This is a genomic window from Cellulosimicrobium sp. NPDC057127, assembly GCF_042670945.1.
In the GTDB taxonomy this organism is placed as follows: domain Bacteria; phylum Actinomycetota; class Actinomycetes; order Actinomycetales; family Cellulomonadaceae; genus Cellulosimicrobium.
The window spans coordinates 147,349-164,057 of sequence record NZ_JBHUUP010000006.1; the positions used below are offsets into that span (position 1 = coordinate 147,349).

Annotated in this window: 16 protein-coding genes; 14 read left to right on the plus strand and 2 right to left on the minus strand. The window is 74.4% G+C overall.

Annotation, left to right across the window (positions count from 1 at the left end; genetic code table 11):
- Window positions 1-17: 17 nt before the first annotated feature.
- The 5 genes from ACFTZA_RS08110 to ACFTZA_RS08130 all read left to right on the plus strand — a co-directional run bounded on the left by ACFTZA_RS08110 (window position 18) and on the right by ACFTZA_RS08130 (window position 5,923).
- Window positions 18-1,127 (plus strand): methionine ABC transporter ATP-binding protein, encoded by a 1,110-nt coding sequence (locus ACFTZA_RS08110; protein WP_378192646.1) that lies wholly within the window; start codon window positions 18-20, stop codon window positions 1,125-1,127.
- Entirely contained in the window at window positions 1,124-1,786 is a 663-nt protein-coding gene (locus ACFTZA_RS08115; protein ID WP_378192648.1) for a methionine ABC transporter permease, read from the plus strand. Before ACFTZA_RS08110 ends, ACFTZA_RS08115 begins: the two co-directional genes overlap by 4 nt.
- Window positions 1,787-1,866: 80 nt before the next feature.
- Entirely contained in the window at window positions 1,867-4,665 is a 2,799-nt protein-coding gene (locus tag ACFTZA_RS08120) for a DNA polymerase III subunit gamma and tau (protein WP_378192650.1), read from the plus strand.
- A gap of 74 nt (window positions 4,666-4,739) precedes the next feature.
- Entirely contained in the window at window positions 4,740-5,339 is a 600-nt protein-coding gene (gene recR, locus ACFTZA_RS08125; protein ID WP_378192653.1) for a recombination mediator RecR, read from the plus strand.
- Window positions 5,340-5,353: 14 nt separating this feature from the next.
- Window positions 5,354-5,923 (plus strand): DUF5063 domain-containing protein, encoded by a 570-nt coding sequence (locus ACFTZA_RS08130; protein WP_378192655.1) that lies wholly within the window; start codon window positions 5,354-5,356, stop codon window positions 5,921-5,923.
- Window positions 5,924-5,949: 26 nt separating this feature from the next.
- Here ACFTZA_RS08130 and ACFTZA_RS08135 read toward each other — a convergent pair whose 3' ends face one another.
- Entirely contained in the window at window positions 5,950-6,804 is an 855-nt protein-coding gene (locus tag ACFTZA_RS08135; RefSeq protein ID WP_378192657.1) for a ferritin-like domain-containing protein, read from the minus strand.
- A 160-nt stretch (window positions 6,805-6,964) separates the two neighbouring features.
- On the opposite strand from ACFTZA_RS08135, the gene ACFTZA_RS08140 reads away from it, so the two are divergent.
- The 4 genes from ACFTZA_RS08140 (at window position 6,965) to ACFTZA_RS08155 (ending at window position 11,367) form a co-directional block, all read left to right on the plus strand.
- Window positions 6,965-7,777, plus strand: coding sequence for a TSUP family transporter (locus ACFTZA_RS08140; RefSeq protein WP_378192660.1), 813 nt, complete (start codon window positions 6,965-6,967; stop codon window positions 7,775-7,777).
- Between the two features lie 88 nt (window positions 7,778-7,865).
- Entirely contained in the window at window positions 7,866-8,681 is an 816-nt protein-coding gene (locus tag ACFTZA_RS08145; protein WP_378192662.1) for a formate/nitrite transporter family protein, read from the plus strand.
- 144 nt (window positions 8,682-8,825) lie between these two features.
- Window positions 8,826-10,196 carry an aspartate kinase gene (locus tag ACFTZA_RS08150; protein ID WP_378192664.1) on the plus strand — a complete coding sequence of 457 codons (1,371 nt, stop codon included), beginning with the start codon at window positions 8,826-8,828 and terminating at the stop codon, window positions 10,194-10,196.
- A 25-nt stretch (window positions 10,197-10,221) separates the two neighbouring features.
- Window positions 10,222-11,367, plus strand: coding sequence for an aspartate-semialdehyde dehydrogenase (locus tag ACFTZA_RS08155; protein ID WP_378192667.1), 1,146 nt, complete (start codon window positions 10,222-10,224; stop codon window positions 11,365-11,367).
- A gap of 118 nt (window positions 11,368-11,485) precedes the next feature.
- Here ACFTZA_RS08155 and ACFTZA_RS08160 read toward each other — a convergent pair whose 3' ends face one another.
- Window positions 11,486-12,190, minus strand: coding sequence for a hypothetical protein (locus tag ACFTZA_RS08160; protein ID WP_378192669.1), 705 nt, complete (start codon window positions 12,188-12,190; stop codon window positions 11,486-11,488).
- A 224-nt stretch (window positions 12,191-12,414) separates the two neighbouring features.
- Between ACFTZA_RS08160 and ACFTZA_RS08165 the strand changes: the two genes are divergently transcribed.
- The 5 genes from ACFTZA_RS08165 to ACFTZA_RS08185 all read left to right on the plus strand — a co-directional run bounded on the left by ACFTZA_RS08165 (window position 12,415) and on the right by ACFTZA_RS08185 (window position 16,603).
- Window positions 12,415-12,837, plus strand: coding sequence for a GntR family transcriptional regulator (locus ACFTZA_RS08165; RefSeq protein ID WP_378192671.1), 423 nt, complete (start codon window positions 12,415-12,417; stop codon window positions 12,835-12,837).
- A 7-nt stretch (window positions 12,838-12,844) separates the two neighbouring features.
- Window positions 12,845-13,816, plus strand: a complete 972-nt coding sequence (locus ACFTZA_RS08170) for an ATP-binding cassette domain-containing protein (RefSeq protein ID WP_378192674.1) — start codon at window positions 12,845-12,847, stop codon at window positions 13,814-13,816.
- Entirely contained in the window at window positions 13,813-14,604 is a 792-nt protein-coding gene (locus tag ACFTZA_RS08175; RefSeq protein ID WP_378192677.1) for a hypothetical protein, read from the plus strand. The genes ACFTZA_RS08170 and ACFTZA_RS08175 overlap by 4 nt, the downstream gene beginning before the upstream one ends.
- An 86-nt stretch (window positions 14,605-14,690) precedes the next feature.
- Complete coding sequence (locus ACFTZA_RS08180) at window positions 14,691-15,800, plus strand: ABC transporter ATP-binding protein (protein ID WP_378192679.1); 1,110 nt, start codon at window positions 14,691-14,693, stop codon at window positions 15,798-15,800.
- Entirely contained in the window at window positions 15,797-16,603 is an 807-nt protein-coding gene (locus ACFTZA_RS08185) for an ABC transporter permease (protein WP_378192681.1), read from the plus strand. The genes ACFTZA_RS08180 and ACFTZA_RS08185 overlap by 4 nt, the downstream gene beginning before the upstream one ends.
- Window positions 16,604-16,709 lie beyond the last annotated feature (106 nt).

Below are 16,709 nucleotides of genomic sequence, written 5' to 3' on the forward strand. Positions count from 1 at the left end.
CGGAGAGGACGGACGACGTGACGGACGGCGACGCGCGCCCCGGCGGGAACGGCGCACACCCGGCCATCGAGCTGCGCGGGGTCTCGAAGACCTTCGGGGACGGGGCGCGCGCCGTGCGGGCCGTCGACGACGTGTCGCTCGCCGTGCGCAGCGGCGAGATCTTCGGCGTCATCGGGTACTCCGGTGCGGGCAAGTCGACGCTCGTGCGGCTGGTCAACGCGCTCGAGACGGCGACCGAGGGCGACGTCGTGATCGACGGCGAGACGATCACCGGCCTGCCCGAGCGTCGGCTGCGTGACGTGCGCTCGCGCATCGGGATGATCTTCCAGCAGTTCAACCTGCTGTCGTCGCGGACCGTGGCCGGCAACGTCGGCTACCCCCTGCGCGTCGCGCGGTGGAAGCGCGCCGACCGCGAGCGGCGGGTCGCCGAGCTGCTCGACTTCGTCGGGCTCGCCGACAAGGCGAAGGCGTACCCGGCTCAGCTCTCCGGAGGCCAGAAGCAGCGCGTCGGCATCGCCAGGGCGCTCGCCGCGTCGCCGACCATCCTGCTCGCGGACGAGGCGACGTCCGCGCTCGACCCGGAGACCACGCGCGAGGTGCTCGCGCTCCTGCGGCGCGTGAACGTCGAGCTCGGCATCACCATCGTCGTCATCACGCACGAGATGGACGTCGTGCGCTCGACGTGCCACCGGGTCGCCGTCATGGAGCACGGGAAGGTCGTCGAGGTCGGCGACGTCTACGACGTCTTCTCCGCCCCGCGGGCCGACGCGTCGCAGCGGTTCGTCGGCACGGCGCTGCACGACCGCCCGTCGCCCGACGCGCTCGCGCGCCTGCGCGAACGGCACCCCGGACGGCTCGTCACGGTGGGCGTGCGCGAGGGCGCCAGCACGGGCACCGAGCTCTTCCGGCTGCTGCGCGAGCACGAGGTCGACGGCGCGGTCGTGTTCGGCGGGATCAGCGAGGTGGCGGACCGCCCGTTCGGCTCCCTCACCGTCGAGCTGGCCGCGCCCGAGGACCGCCTCGCCCCGTTCCTCACCGCGCTCGCGCAGCACGCCGACGTCGTCGACCTCGGGACGGCGGCGCACCCCCTCGACGACCCGCGCACGCTGCTGGGAGGCCGCTCATGAACCGCGACTGGTCCACCCTCTGGCCGATCCTGTGGGAGTCGTTCGGGCAGACGCTGCAGATGGTCACGGTGGCGCTGCTCACCGGTGGCCTCGCGGGACTCGCGCTGGGCCTCGCGCTCTACGTGACGCGGCCCGGCAACCTGCTCGCCAACCGGTGGGTGTTCGGCACGCTGAACGTGCTCGTCAACGTCGTGCGACCGATCCCGTTCATCATCTTCGTGACGCTGCTCGGGCCGGTGACGCTGCAGGTGGTCGGGACGACGCTCGGTACGGAGGCGTTCATCTTCCCGCTGTCGGTCATGACCGCGTTCGGCACGTCGCGCATCGTCGAGCAGAACCTCGTGGGCATCGACCCGGGCGTCGTCGAGGCGGCGCGCGCGATGGGGGCGTCGCCGTGGCGCATCATCACGACGGTGCTCGTGCCCGAGGCGCTCGCGCCGCTGATCCTCGGATACACGTTCCTGTTCATCGCCGTGCTCGACATGTCGGCGATCGCCGGAATCATCGGTGGCGGTGGGCTGGGCAACTTCGCGATCGTCTACGGCTACCAGCGTTACAACTGGGCGGTCGTTGCGGTCACCGTGGTCGTCATCATCGTCATCGTGCAGCTCGCCCAGCTCCTCGGCAACCGCCTCGCGCGGCGGGCGCTGCACCGCTGACGTGGGCGGCCGTCGGCGCGCCGCCGACGGCCGCCGGACGGCATCGTCCGGTGTCGGCCGGGGCGTCTAGAGTTGCCGGGGTGAGCACCGCCCTGTACCGCCGCTACCGGCCCGAGACCTTCGCCGAGGTGATCGGTCAGGACCACGTGACCGCGCCGCTCATGCAGGCGCTGCGCAGCGGCAGGGTGAGCCACGCCTACCTCTTCTCCGGGCCGCGCGGCTGCGGCAAGACGACGTCCGCGCGCATCCTCGCGCGCACGCTCAACTGCGCGCAGAACACGCCGGAGCGCCCGATCGACACCCCGTGCGGCGAGTGCCCCTCGTGCGTCGACCTCGCACGCGGGGGCCCGGGCAGCCTCGACGTCGTCGAGATCGACGCCGCCTCGCACGGCGGCGTCGACGACGCGCGCGACCTGCGCGAGCGGGCCACGTTCGCCCCGACGCGCGACCGCTTCAAGATCTTCATCATCGACGAGGCCCACATGGTCTCCCCGGCGGGCTTCAACGCGCTGCTCAAGACGGTCGAGGAGCCGCCCGAGCACGTGAAGTTCGTCTTCGCGACGACGGAGCCGGACAAGGTGATCGGCACCATCCGGTCGCGGACGCACCACTACCCGTTCCGGCTCGTCCCGCCGGACGTCCTCGGCCCGTACCTCGAGGAGCTGTGCGCCGCCGAGGGCGTCGACGTGGGGTCGGGCGTGTACCCGCTCGTCACGCGCGCGGGCGGCGGTTCGGTGCGCGACTCGCTGTCCGTGATGGACCAGCTCATCGCCGGCGCGGAGAACGGGACGGTCGACTACGAGCGCGCCGTCGCGCTGCTCGGCTACACGCACTCCACGCTGCTCGACGACGTCGTCGACGCGCTGGCCGCGCGCGACGGCGCGAGCATCTTCCGGGTGATCGACCACGTCATCGCGACGGGGCACGAGCCGCGTCGCTTCGTCGAGGACGTGCTCGAGCGTCTGCGCGACCTCATCGTCATCGCCGTGTCGGGTGACGCGGCGGACGCGGTGCTGCGCGACCAGCCCGCCGACCAGCTCGCCCGCATGCGCACGCAGGCGCAGTACCTCGGGGTGTCCGAGCTCTCGCGTGCCGCCGACCTCGTCAACGCCGCGCTCACCGAGATGACGGGCGCCACGTCGCCGCGCCTGCACCTCGAGCTCCTCGTCGCCCGGCTCCTCCTGCCGGGAGCGGACGACGGCGCCGCCGGGTTCGCGGCGCGCCTCGACCGTCTCGAACGGGGCGGCCTCGGCGCCGTCCCGGCGGGTGTCGTGCCGGCGGCCCCGGGTCCGGCTGCCACCCCGCGCCCGGTGCCCGACGCCGCGGCCCCCGCGGGCCAGGCACCTGCCGTCCCGCCCGCCGCAGCTCCTGCGGCATCGGGGCTCACCGGCGCGGCAGCCGTCCGCGCGGCGCTCGGGCGACCGGCCCCCGCCGCCCCGGCGGATGCCGGAGCTGCCGTCCCGTCCGCGCCGTCGGACGCGGAGATCGCAGCCCCGGCCACCGGTGACGCGGACAGCGGCCCGTCGTCGCCGGACGACGTGCCGGTGGCCCACGACGAGCCGGTGGCGCACGACGAGCCGGTCGCCCGCGACGAACCGGTGGCGCACGACGAGCCGGCGGCCCACGACGAGCAGGTCGCCCGCGAGGAGCCGAGTGCCCACGACGGGTCGAGCACGGACGAGCGGACGGCTGAGGAGGCGCCGACCGCTGAGGAGGCGCCGACCGCTGAGGTGGAGTCGACCGGTGAGGACGACCCGACCGGCACGGCGTCCGCCGGGCACGCTCCCGACGACATCGCCGACGCCGCGAGCGCGACGCCGGGCGAGGCGGCCCCCGCGATGACGACGGAGGAGCTGCGCCGTCGCTGGCCGGAGGTCCTCGAGACGCTCCGTGCGAACCGGGTCACGTGGTCGCTCGTGAGCACCAACGCCCAGGTCGCCGAGCTGCGGCCGGACGTCCTGTTCCTGACGTTCCCGTCGGCGGGCCTCGCACGCACGTTCTCGTCGTCCCGGCACACCGGCGCCGTGCAGGACGCCGTCTACCAGACGCTGGGGCTGCAGGTGCGGGTCGAACCGCGGCTGGCGGACGAGGGCCCGGGTGGCCACGGGGGCGGGGCCGCGCCGGGACCGGCGGACCCCGGGCGCGGGCAGCCGTCGGCGTCCGCACCCTCGGCGTCCGCACCGTCGGCGCCCGGGACGGTGACCACCGGGGCCGCCGCGACCGCGCCGACGTCCGTCGCTCCCTCCGCCGCCCCCTCGGGCGTCGCGCCCACCGCGGTGCGTGCGGTCGGGACCGCCACCGTCCGCACGGCGCCCGGAGGTGGCGGGGTCGCGCTCCAGGAGCGCCCGCCGGCCGAGGACGCCGCGCTCCCCGCGCCGAGCGCCGTCGTGGACGCCGCCGACGAGGCGTGGCTCGCGGGCGCCCCCGTCGCGTCGGCCTCCGCCCCGGCCCGGGCGACGAGCGCGGGCGCGCCGGCCGGCGGTCGGGCGGCGCAGACGTCCGCGCCGCCCACGGCGGACCCGGCGGACCAGGCGTGGCTCGCCGGCGTCCCGCTGTCCGAGCCCCCCGCGGACCTCGACGACGGTCCGGAGCCCGAGCCGGTCCTCGAGCCGCAGAGCGCGGACGCCGCGCCCGTGCCGGTCCCCACGGCGCACGAGACGCCCCGGCAGGCGGCGGAGCGACGGGAGGCGGAGCGCCGCCAGGCCGCGCTCCGCACGGCGGCACGACCGGTCGCGCCCCCGTCGTCGGACCCGGCGGAGGACGACCTGCCGTCCCGCGACGACCCGGACATCGTCTCGACCGGTCTCGTCGGTGCCGCGCTCGTCGTCAAGCTCCTCGACGGCAAGGTGCTCGAGGAGATCCAGCAGCAGGACGGCTGACGCGCGTGCCGCAGGTCACGTGGTCGGACGGCGAGCCGGGCGGGACCGCGGCCGGCGCCCCGTAGGCTGGGGGAGTGTACGAAGGCGCGGTCCAGGACCTGATCGACGAGCTCGGCCGGCTCCCCGGCGTCGGGCCCAAGAGCGCGCAGCGCATCGCGTTCCACCTGCTCGCGTCGGACGCCGCGGACGTGCGCCGCCTCGTCGACGCGCTCACCGAGGTCAAGGCCCGGGTCCGGTTCTGCGAGACCTGCGGCAACGTCGCCGAGTCCGAGCGCTGCCGCATCTGCGCGGACCCGCGGCGCTCGCCCGAGGTGATCTGCGTCGTCGAGGAGCCGAAGGACGTCGTCGCGATCGAGCGCACCCGTGAGTTCCGCGGCAGGTACCACGTGCTCGGCGGCGCCATCAACCCGATCGAGAACGTCGGGCCCGGTGACCTGCGGATCTCGGAGCTCATGGCGCGCCTCGCCGACGGCCAGGTCACGGAGGTCATCCTCGCGACCGACCCGAACGTCGAGGGCGAGGCGACGGCGACCTACCTGGCGCGCATGCTCGGGCCGATGGGGCTGCGCGTGACGCGTCTCGCGTCCGGCCTGCCGGTCGGGGGAGACTTGGAGTATGCCGACGAGGTGACCCTCGGCAGGGCGTTCGAAGGACGCCGGCTCGTCGGCGGCTGACGGAAGGCAGGGGCATGGGAGAGATCGAGCACGACCCGGACCTCCGCGAGATCGCGGAGACGATGGCCGAGCAGGCACGGGCCTACCTGACGACGACGACGCAGGTCGCCGGCGGAGCCGCGCAGGGAGCGGTGCTCCCGCTGCTGCTCCTCGCGCTGTCGGACGTCCTCGCGGCCGGGGCACGCCTCGGGGCGATGGGCGACGTCGTCCCCGTCGAGCGGTTCGAGCCGGACGCCGGCCCCGACACCGACCTGGACCCGCTGCGCACCGCGCTCTCGCGCCTGTTCGACGGCTTCGACGACTACGTCGAGATCGCGGACCCGCTCGTCGGGCCGGACGTCGCGAGCGCGACGCTGTCGGGCGACCTCGCGTGCGTCGCCGAGTCGCTCGCCAAGGGGCTGCAGCACTACGAGGCCGGCCGCGAGGTCGAGGGCCTGTGGTGGTGGCAGTTCTCCTACGTGTCGCTGTGGGGCGAGCGTGCCGCGAGCGCGCTGCGCGTGCTGCAGAGCGCCCTCGCGCACCTGCGCCTCGACGTGGAGGACGACGTCGCGGCCGAGGCGGAGTACGACGCGCTGCACGCCTGACACGCGGCCGCGCGCCGGTCGGGCGCTCAGGCCTCCGCCGGGCCCGCCGTCCGTGCGGCCCCCGTCGCCCGGGCCACGAGCGCGGCGGGAGCCGGGCCGAGCATCCCTGCCGACGGGTCGTCCAGGACGAGGTGCGCGTTGGCGCGGAACGTGCGGACGGCGTCGAGCCAGGCACGCGCGGGGCGCAGACCGGTCGCGCGGAACGCGCGGGCGTGGTCCCCGACGAGGACGGTCGCCGCCCCGACGGCGACGACGCCCCAGACGGCGCCGACGACGGCGCGCACCGGGCGCGGCGTGCGGAGGAATCCCTGCCGCAACCGGTCGACCTGGAACCGCAGGTGGTGCACCTCGTCGGACGCGATCCGCCGGCCGATGCCCCGCAGCACCTCGTCCGGCGCACGCGAGGCCAGCGCGGTGAAGTACCCCATCGCGACCGACTCGGCCACGAGGAACAGCGCGAGCTCGGTGCGCAGCCCGAGCAGCCGCCGCAGCCGGGTGAACGCCGCGTCCGACCAGTGCGCGTCCAGCGTGGGCGCCTCGAGGTGCTCGAGACCGCGACGGAACAGCGCCGAGTGCCGCTGCTCCTCCGCGACGAGCAGCTGCAGCGCCTCGAGGTAGACCGGATCGCCCGCGCGTCGCGCCTTGGCGAGCAGGCGCGCGCCGTCGCCGTCCTCCCCGAGCTCGAAGCGTCGGAACGAGCGGACGAAGGCGGCGCGCGCGACGGGGTCGAGCGTGCACCGGGCGTCCCAGTCGACGTCCTGCTCCATGGCGGACTGGGCGCGAGGGTTCGCCCGGAAGTGCTCGACCCACGCGGTGAAGTCCGGGGGCCGGGAGCCGGGCGTCGTGGACGGGTGGACCATGGACGCGTCGTTGCTGGTCATGCCGGTGAAGGTAGCGACGCCCACGGCGCCGTGGGCCGTCCTGCCGAAGACCGCGCGAACGTTCCACAGCCCGCCCACCGGGCGGGCACCTGCCGTGCACAGGACCGCGGCGCCACGTGCGGCGTGCACCGGGCAGTCGCGCGCGTGGTACCACTAGGGGGTGCTGCCCGCCTTCGTCCTCCCGTCGTCCGGAGGCCTCGAGATCGACGGGCTCACCGTCGTGCTCCTCGTCCTCGCCGCGCTCACCGCGGGCTGGATCGACGCCGTCGTCGGCGGGGGCGGCCTCGTCCAGCTCCCCGCGCTGCTCCTCGTGCCCGGGATCAGCCCGGTGCAGGCCCTCGCGACGAACAAGCTCGCGAGCATCATGGGCACCTCCGTGAGCGCCGCCACCTACTACCGGCGCGTGGGCCCCGACCTGCGGACGGCCGCCCCGATGGCGCTCGCCGCGCTGCTCGGTGCGGTCGGGGGAGCGGCGCTCGCGTCCCGCATCCCCGCCGAGCTGTTCACCCCGATCATCCTCGTCGTGCTCGTCGGGGTGGCCGTGTACACGATCGCGAGGCCCAAGATCGGCCACACGACGAACCTGCGCTGGGAGGGCAACGGGCACCGGTGGGCCGCGGCCGGCATCGGGCTGGTCATCGGCACCTACGACGGCCTGCTCGGCCCGGGCACCGGGACGTTCTTCGTCATCTCGCTCGTGAGCGTCCTGGGCTACGCGTTCCTGCCCGCGTCGGCGCTCGCCAAGATCGCGAACTTCGCGACGAACGCCGGCGCCCTGATCTTCTTCGTCCCGTACGGTGCCGTCCTGTGGGGGCTCGGCCTCGTCATGGGCGCCGCGAACCTGCTCGGGGCGTACGTCGGGGCGCGCATGGCGGTCGCGAAGGGCAGCGGGTTCGTGCGCGTCGTCTTCGTCGTCGTCGTCGGCGCGCTCATCTGCAAGCTCGGGTACGACGTCGTCGTCGACCTCGTCTGACCCTCCCGCCACGGCGCGACCTCGGTCCCTGCCGGACCGGAACTCCGACCCTTCCGGCGGACGTCGCGCACGCGCGACGATCGTGCCCGTGAAGACCCTCGCCCAGGCGCTGAGCGTCCAGTCCGATGCCGCCCGGGCCAAGGTCGCGGCCGCACGGCGACCGGGGCGCTACCTCGTCGCGTCGGCGCTCGCGGGCGCGTACGTGGGCGTCGGGGTCGTGCTCATGGTCGCGACGGCCGGGCCGTTCCTCGCCGCCGGCTCGCCCGCCGAACGCCTCGTCGCGGGGAGCGTGTTCGCCGCGGCGCTGACGCTCGTCGTCTTCGCGGGAGCCGAGCTCGCGACGTCCGCCATGCTGGTCCTCGCCCAGGGGGTGGCGACGCGCGCCGTCCGCGCGCGCGCCGCCGTCGGCTCCCTCGCGCTGTGCCTGGCGGGCAACCTCGCGGGCTCGATGGTCTTCGCGTGGCTCGTCGTGCAGGCGGGCGTGCTGCGCAGCAACGCCGCAGCGGGGGACATGGTCGCGTCGATGCTCGCCGCGAAGCAGCACGAGTCGGGCGGCCAGCTGCTCGCGCGCGGCATCCTGTGCAACGTCCTCGTGTGCGCGGCGATCTGGGCCTGCGGCCGCCTGACGTCCGAGGCGGGGAAGGCGATCGTCCTCTTCTGGGCGGTGCTCGCGTTCATCGCGTCGGGCTTCGAGCACGTCGTCGCCAACATGACGACGTTCTCCCTCGGCCTCTTCTCCGGCGAGGGCTGGACGACGTGGCCCGACTTCGCCCGCAACGTCCTGTGGGTCGGCCTCGGCAACCTCGTCGGCGGCGCGATCGTCGTCGGCCTCGCCTACGCCCTCGTCGCCCGCCCCACCCCGTCACCGGTCACGCCCCCGGACCGCAGCCACCACCCGGTCTGACACCGGCGTCGTCGGACTCGGCGACGGCCCGCATCGCGGGACGAACTTGGCCGGACGGCACGGCTCGTGCCTATCATCGAGCGACCCACAAGCACCCGGCGGACCGTTGAGAAAGACGGCGGCCGGCGACAGATGGAGCAGCACGTGGCACTTGTCGTGCAGAAGTACGGCGGTTCGTCGGTGGCGGACGCCGAGAGCATCAAGAGGGTGGCGAAGCGCATCGCGGAGGCGAGGCGGGCCGGGAACGACGTGGTCGTCGTGGTCTCGGCGATGGGCGACACGACGGACGAGCTCATCGAACTCGCGCAGCAGGTCACCCCCCTCCCGCCGCAGCGGGAGATGGACATCCTCCTCACCGCGGGCGAGCGCATCTCGATGTCGCTGCTCGCGATGGCGATCACCAACCTGGGCGTCCGGGCGAAGTCGTTCACCGGTCAGCAGGCGGGCGTCATCACGGACGCGGTGCACGGCAAGGCGCGCATCGTCGACGTCGTGCCGCACCGCATCCGCGAGACCCTCGAGAAGGGCCAGGTCGCGATCGTCGCCGGGTTCCAGGGCGTCACGCAGTCGACGAACGACGTGACGACCCTCGGCCGCGGCGGCTCCGACACGACCGCCGTCGCCCTCGCCGCCGGCCTCGGCGCCGACGTGTGCGAGATCTACACGGACGTCGACGGCGTGTTCACCGCCGACCCGCGCATCGTCCCGACCGCCCGCAAGATCGACCGCATCACCTACGAGGAGATGCTGGAGATGGCCGCGAGCGGCGCGAAGGTCCTCGCGCTGCGGTGCGTGGAGTACGGGCGCCGGTACGGCGTGCCGATCCACGTCCGGTCGTCCTTCTCCGGCCACGAGGGCACGTTCGTCAGCGCGGACGCGCACGTCACACGCGCCATCGACGGCAACCTGCGCGTGCCGGTCGCCGTCTGGGACCGCGTGCCCGGCACCCTCACCATCCCCGACCCCACCGCAGCAGCAGCCCCCGAGGAGGCCGCCATGGAAGCCCCGATCATCTCCGGTGTCGCGCACGACCGCAGCGAGGCCAAGATCACGGTCGTCGGCGTCCCCGACGTCCCGGGCACGGCCGCACGCCTCTTCGAGGTCGTCGCGAGCGCGGGCGTGAACATCGACATGATCGTCCAGAACGTCTCGGCCGCCCGCACCGGCCTGACGGACATCTCCTTCACGCTCCCCGAGGGCGACACGAAGGCGGCGTCGTCCGCGCTGTCCTCGGCGCGCACGGAGCTCGGCTTCGAGTCGCTGCAGATCGACGACCAGATCGGCAAGCTGTCGCTCGTCGGTGCGGGCATGAAGTCCCACCCGGGCGTCTCCGCGAAGTTCTTCGCGGCGCTGCGCGACGCGGACATCAACATCGAGATGATCTCGACCTCGGAGATCCGGATCTCGGTCGTCACCCGCGAGGACAAGCTCGACGACGCCGTGCGTGCGGTGCACAGCGCGTTCGAGCTCGACGGCGACGGCGAGGCCGTCGTGTACGCCGGCACCGGCCGCTGACCCGGGGACGAGGGAGGAACCGATCATGAGCACCGAGAACTCCGCCGTGCCCGCCGCGCGGGCGCTGCACCTCGCCGTCGTCGGCGCCACCGGACAGGTGGGCGCGGTCATGCGCCGCCTGCTCGAGGAGCGCGACGTGCAGGTCGCGAGCATCCGCTACTTCGCGTCCGCGCGGTCGGCCGGCTCGACGCTGCCGTTCCGCGGGCGGGACGTCGTCGTGGAGGACGTCGCCGCGACGCCCACCGAGGAGCTGCGCGGCATCGACGTCGCGCTGTTCTCCGCCGGCGGCGCGACGTCGAAGGCGCACGCCGAGCGCTTCGCCGAGGCGGGCGCCGTCGTCATCGACAACTCGTCGGCCTGGCGCATGGACCCCGACGTCCCGCTCGTCGTCTCCGAGGTGAACCCGGGTGCGCTCCGCGAGGCGCGCAAGGGCATCGTCGCGAACCCGAACTGCACGACGATGGCCGCGATGCCGGTCCTCAAGCCGCTCGCGGACGAGGCCGGGCTCGAGCGTCTGATCGTCGCGACGTACCAGGCCGTCTCCGGTTCCGGTCTCGCCGGTGCCGAGGAGCTGCGGGAGCAGGTCGTCGCCGGTGCGCGCGCCGACGACGGTCGCGCGCTCGCGGGCCTCGTGCACGACGGCTCGGCGGTCGCCCTGCCCGACCCGTCGACCTACGTGCGGCCCATCGCGTTCAACGTCGTCCCGCTCGCCGGGTCGATCGTCGACGACGGGCTCGAGGAGACGGACGAGGAGAAGAAGCTGCGCAACGAGTCGCGCAAGATCCTCGGGCTGCCCGAGCTCGCCGTGGCGGGCACGTGCGTGCGCGTGCCCGTGTTCACGGGCCACTCGCTCGCGATCCACGCCGAGTTCGGCGCGGCGATCACCCTGGACCGCGCGCGCGAGATCCTCGCGGCCGCACCGGGCGTCGCGCTCGCCGACGTCCCGAACCCGCTCGAGGCCGCAGGTGCGGACGCGTCGTTCGTCGGACGCATCCGCACCGACCAGTCGGTGCCCGGCGGCCGCGGGCTCGTGCTGTTCGTCGCGAACGACAACCTGCGCAAGGGCGCGGCGCTCAACGCCGTGCAGCTCGCGGAGCTCGTCGCGGCCGACCTCGACGCCGTCCGCAGCGGCTTCGCCGAGGCCCCGGCCTCGGCGGTCGCGCCGGCCTGACGCCGCCGCACCGCGGCGCGATCCGGTACCGGCACCGCGAGACAGAGCCGCAGACTGCGAGATAGAGCCGCAGGCCGCGAGGTAGAGCCCGACGGGGTCTACCTCGCGGCCTGCGGCTCTATCTCGGCGTCGACGCCGACGTGTCCGGCTGCGTGTCCGGCAGTGCCGCCGGGAGCCGCGTCCCGAGCGTCGGGGCGAGCACCCACAGCGCGACCGCGGCGAGGACGTGCCACACCGCATGGCCCTGGAGGGTGACCCCGAGGGACCCGTCGGCGTCGCACAACGGCCATCCGGCACGCGTCAGGGTCCCGATCGCACCGCCGAGGGCGAGGAGCACGAGCGCGGTGACGGTGCGGCGTCGCACGGAGGGCCGGCGCACGGCCCGCACGGTGCTCGCCACGACCGCGACGACCGCGACGGCGACCTGGAAGAGGGTCGAGGCCGGGACGCTCACGGCCGCGACGCCGACCGAGACCAGCGTCGGCAGGAGCCACCACGAGGTCCGCGTCCGTCGGCCGGTGAGGTCGGCGACGGCGTCGGCCGCGACGAGCGCGAGGGTGCCGAGCAGCGGTGGGTCGTGCGCGACCGGGTTCCACGACGGTGACGGCCCGTGCTGGACGACGGAGCCCAGCCCGACCAGGACGACCAGCACCCCGAGGGCGACGCGCAGGCGGGCGGCGGCCGCGTCGTCGGGCACGCCCGCGCGACGGCGGGGCGCGGACACGACGACGGCGCCGCCGGCGACGACGAACGCCAGGCTCGTCCAGGTGCTCAGCGGCTCCGTCCACGGGGCGCCACCGGCCAGCTCGCACGCTCCGTCCACCACGCCTCCCGCCGGGTCGACACGTACCGTCCGCCCAGGCTCGCACCGACGCGACCTTCGCTCCACCGACGGGGCAGCGGCTCCACCCCGCCGCGACCCTGCGACGTCCATCGGACGGGTCCGTGGATCCGCGACGCCCAGGGGGTTGTGCGCGCGCAGTGATCTGTGGTTCATTAGTGGAGTAATGAACCAGCGAGCGCGGGAACCGGGGGAGGATGGGCGCCATGTTCGACGGTCCTGAGCCCATCTACCTCCAGATCGCCCAGATGGTCCGGGCGCAGGTGCTCGCCGGGGAGGCCGCCGAGGAGGAGCAGGTCATGTCGACCACGGAGCTCGCCACGACGTTCCGCATCAACCCGGCGACCGCAGCCAAGGCGTTCGCCCTCCTCGTCGACGAGGGCGTGCTGTACAAGCGGCGAGGACTCGGGATGTTCGTCGCGGCCGGTGCGCGCGAACGCCTGCTCGAGCAGCACCGAGCCCGCTTCTTCGACGAGGTCCTCACGCCCGCGCTCGCGCAGGCGGACGTCCTCGGCATCCCGACCACGGCGATCGTGGACCACGTCCTCGGTCGCTCGCGCACCGCCGCCGGCTCCCCGGCAGCCACCGACCCCAGCGCCGGCCCGACCACCGACCCCGACCCGAGGTGAGAGACCCGTGACCGCCCAGGACACCAGCCCGGCCCACCCGGCCGACGACCGCGCGAGCGGCGCGCCCGCCCGGCCCGCGCCGTTCGGCGCCGAGCTGCGCGACGTCGTCGTGCGCTACTCCCGCAGCGGCGACCCGGCCCTGCGCGGGGCGACGCTGACGATCCGGCCCGGCGTCGTCACGGGCCTCCTCGGCCGCAACGGCGCGGGCAAGACGACGCTCGCCGCGCTCCTCGCCGCGTTCCGCCGTCCGACGGAGGGCACGGTCCTCGTGGGCGAGGAGGGCGAGCTCGAGGACCCGTTCGAGAACGTGTGGACGACGATGCACACGCAGCTCGTGCGCGAGAGCGGGGACGTGGGCGAGGGCGACAAGGCGAAGGACACGCTCGCCTACTACGCCGGCATGCGGCCGCACTGGGACGCCGACCTCGCAGGGCGGCTCCTCGACGAGCTCGAGGTCGACGTGCGCAAGAAGCCGTCCGAGATGTCGCGGGGCAGGCGTTCCGCGCTCGGCGCCGTCCTCGGTCTCGCGTCGCGGGCGCCGCTGACGATCTTCGACGAGGTGTACCTCGGCATGGACGCCCCGAGCCGGTACGCGTTCTACGACGCGCTGGTGGCCGACTACGCCGAGCACCCGCGGACGATCCTGCTGTCGAGCCACCTCATCGCCGAGGTCGAGCGCCTCTTCGAGGACGTCGTGATCATCGACCGGGGACGCGTGCTGCTCGCGGAGAACGCCGACGACGTCCGGTCGCGCGGCGTGAGCCTGACCGGGCCGGCCGACGTGGTCGAGCGGCACGTCGCCGGCCACGACGTGCTCGCCCGGCAGCGGCTCGGCGGCACGGCACAGGTCACGCTCTTCGGCGCCTTCGCCGACGGCGAGCGCGCGGCCGCGACCGAGGCAGGGCTCGAGGTCGGTGCCGTGCCGGTCCAGGACCTGTTCGTCCACCTGACGTCCGGGACCGCGAAGGAGGAGGCGTGATGACGACGACCCGTCCGAGCACGGCACGCCGTGCGCTCGAGTCGGCCGCCCACCGGCGCGCCGTGCGCGCCGTCGCCGAGTACTACATCGGCGGCACGTGGTACGTCGGGGTGTGGTTCTGGGTGATCGCGCTCGCCGTCGGCGCGCTCATCCTGTGGATCATGGAGCGCAACGGCGACGTGAACGTCGGAGCGGTCGGAGGGGTCGCCGGCTCGGCGAAGTTCTTCCTCTTCGTCCTGGGCATCATCCTTCCCCTCATGACCGTCGCCCTGCACGTCGCGGCCGGCGGCACACGGCGCTCGTTCGCCCACGGCCTGTGGCTCGGCGCCGCGGTCTCGGGCCTCACGTTCGGTCTCGCGACGGCGGCCGTGCGGTGGTTCGAGTGGTGGCTGGCCCGGCGCAACGGCTGGGCGCCGGACTCGGACGGGGCGCAGCTGTACGCGGACGGCTCGCAGGTCGGGACGGTGCTGCTCGTCGAGGTGCTGTTCTGCACCGTCTACTACCTGGCCGGCATGGCCGTCGCGGCCTGCTACTACGCGACCGGGTTCGTCCGCGGCACGTTGCTGGCTCTCGCGGCCCTCGTCCCGGTCGTCGTCGCGGAGGTGTTCCTCCGCTCAGGGTTCTTCGGGGACGCGCTCGCGCGCGTCGTCGGTCTCGACGGCACGCCTGTCTGGCTCGCCGCTCTCGGCGGGCTCGCCGGGGTCGTGCTCGCCGCACTGCTCCTGCGCGCCGTCCTGCGGGGCGCAGCGATCCGTCCGGTCGACTTCGCGGCCAGCGCGAGCGTCTGACCCGCACCACCTCCACCGCCCCTCGTCACCAGGCGGACGGCGCACCGCGCCGTCCGTGGGCCGAGCACACCCTCGAGGAGACCACCATGAGCATGGCACCCCCTCCCGCCGACGGGACGAGCACCACCTCGACCCGCGCACCCACCGCCGGGACGAGCGCGACGCCGACCCCGCCGCCCGACCGCGCCAGCGCCGTCGTCGAGGTCCGGAACCTGCGCAAGACCTACCCCGCCCCGCCGGGGCACGCCGGGCCGAAGGTCGCCGTCGAGGACGTGAGCTTCTCCGTCGCACCCGGCGAGATCTTCGGCATCCTCGGCCCGAACGGGGCCGGGAAGACGACGACCGTCGAGTGCCTCGCCGGCCTGCGCGAGGCCGACGGCGGCACCGTGCGCGTGCTCGGCGTCGACCCGCAGGCCCACCCCGAGCGCATCCGCGACCTGGTGGGCGTCCAGCTCCAGGAGTCGGCGCTCAACGAGAAGATCACGGTCGCCGAGGCGATGCGCCTGTTCGCGTCGTTCTACGACGAACCGGCGGACGTCGACGAGCTCCTCGACCTGCTCGACCTCGCGCAGCACCGCGGCGTCGCCTACGCGAAGCTGTCCGGCGGGCAGAAGCAGCGCCTGTCGATCGCGCTCGCGCTCGTGGGGAACCCGCGCGTCGCGATCCTCGACGAGCTCACCACGGGCCTCGACCCGCAGGCCCGGCGCAACACCTGGGACCTGGTGGAGCGCGTGCGCGACCGCGGGGTCACGGTCCTGCTCGTCACGCACTTCATGGACGAGGCGGAGCGGCTGTGCGACCGGCTCGTCGTCATCGACGCCGGCCGGGTCGTCGCCCAGGGCACACCGGCGGAGCTGATCGACGCCCTCGACGACTCGCGCACCATGCGGCTGCGCGTGCCGGCCGCGGACCACGACCTCGCGCTCCACACCATCGCGGGGCTCGACGACGTCGAGGCCGTGGCCGGCGCCGGGCGCGAGATCGAGGTGACCGGTACGCGGCGCGTGCTGCCCGCCGTCGTGCTCGCGCTCGCGGAGCACGACGTCGTGCCGGACGACGTGCGCACCGTCTCCCGGTCCCTGGAGGACGTCTTCGTGGCCGTGACCGGCCGCACCTACGACCCGGAGGCCCCCGGTGTCGTCCCGAACAGCCGGGCTGCCACCCGGCGGACCGCCCGAGAAGGAGCCTCCCGATGACCGCTGCGACCCTCTCCCCGCCGTCGACCACCGCCCGGGGCGCCGGGTGGCGCGGGTTCGGCACGCTGTTCACGACCGAGGCGCGCCTGTGGCTGCGCGACGCGGGCACCGTGTTCTTCTCCCTCGCGTTCCCCACCGTGCTGCTGCTGGGCGTCGGGTTCGCGATCCCCGGCATGCGCGAGCCCATCGAGGGCGCGGGCGGCGTGTGGGACGGGCTCACGCCGATCGCGACGTACGTGCCCGTCGTGCTGGCCGCGGCCGTCGCGACGCCGGCGCTGACGACCATGCCCGTGTACTTCGCGACGTTCCGGGAGAAGGGCGTGCTGCGCCGGCTCTCCACGACACCGATGCGGCCGCAGGGCATCGTCGTGGCGCACCTGCTCATCAACCTCGTCGCCGTGGTCGCCGCGACGGCGGTCGCGCTCGTCGTGGCCACGCTGATGTTCGACGTCCCGGCGCCGCGCCACGTCGCGACCGTGGTCCTGGCCTTCCTGCTCACCGTGCTGTCGCTGCTCTCGCTGGGCACGGTCGTCGCGGCGCGCGTGCCGAAGGCGAGCACCGCCTCGGCGATCGGGACGCTGATCTACTTCCCGATGCTGTTCCTGTCGGGCCTGTGGACCCCGGGCCCGATCATGCCGGAGGCCGTGCGCGAGATCGGCCAGTTCACCCCGCTCGGCGCGGCCGCCCAGGCCATGACCGCGGGCTGGTTCGAGGACGGCTTCCCGACGCTCCAGGTCGTCGTGATGGCGGTGTGGACCGCGGTCCTGCTGCCGCTCGGGGTGCGCCTGTTCCGCTGGACCTGACCCCGGTCCTCGCCGAGCCCCGGGTCGTGCGTCACGCAGCGGTCCTGGTGACGCACGACCCGGGGTTCGGCGCGCGCGGGCGTCTCCCGGGCGAGCGGCACGGTCG

What these genes read in the sequence shown, in the direction of transcription:
- ACFTZA_RS08115 (WP_378192648.1), top strand. Translation starts at nt 1,124, where the DNA reads ATGAACCGCGACTGGTCCACCCTCTGGCCGATCCTGTGGGAGTCGTTC.
- ACFTZA_RS08130 (WP_378192655.1), top strand. Translation starts at nt 5,354, where the DNA reads ATGGGAGAGATCGAGCACGACCCGGACCTCCGCGAGATCGCGGAGACG.
- ACFTZA_RS08135 (WP_378192657.1), bottom strand. Translation starts at nt 6,804, where the DNA reads ATGACCAGCAACGACGCGTCCATGGTCCACCCGTCCACGACGCCCGGC.
- ACFTZA_RS08155 (WP_378192667.1), top strand. Translation starts at nt 10,222, where the DNA reads ATGAGCACCGAGAACTCCGCCGTGCCCGCCGCGCGGGCGCTGCACCTC.
- ACFTZA_RS08165 (WP_378192671.1), top strand. Translation starts at nt 12,415, where the DNA reads ATGTTCGACGGTCCTGAGCCCATCTACCTCCAGATCGCCCAGATGGTC.
- ACFTZA_RS08180 (WP_378192679.1), top strand. Translation starts at nt 14,691, where the DNA reads ATGAGCATGGCACCCCCTCCCGCCGACGGGACGAGCACCACCTCGACC.
- ACFTZA_RS08185 (WP_378192681.1), top strand. Translation starts at nt 15,797, where the DNA reads ATGACCGCTGCGACCCTCTCCCCGCCGTCGACCACCGCCCGGGGCGCC.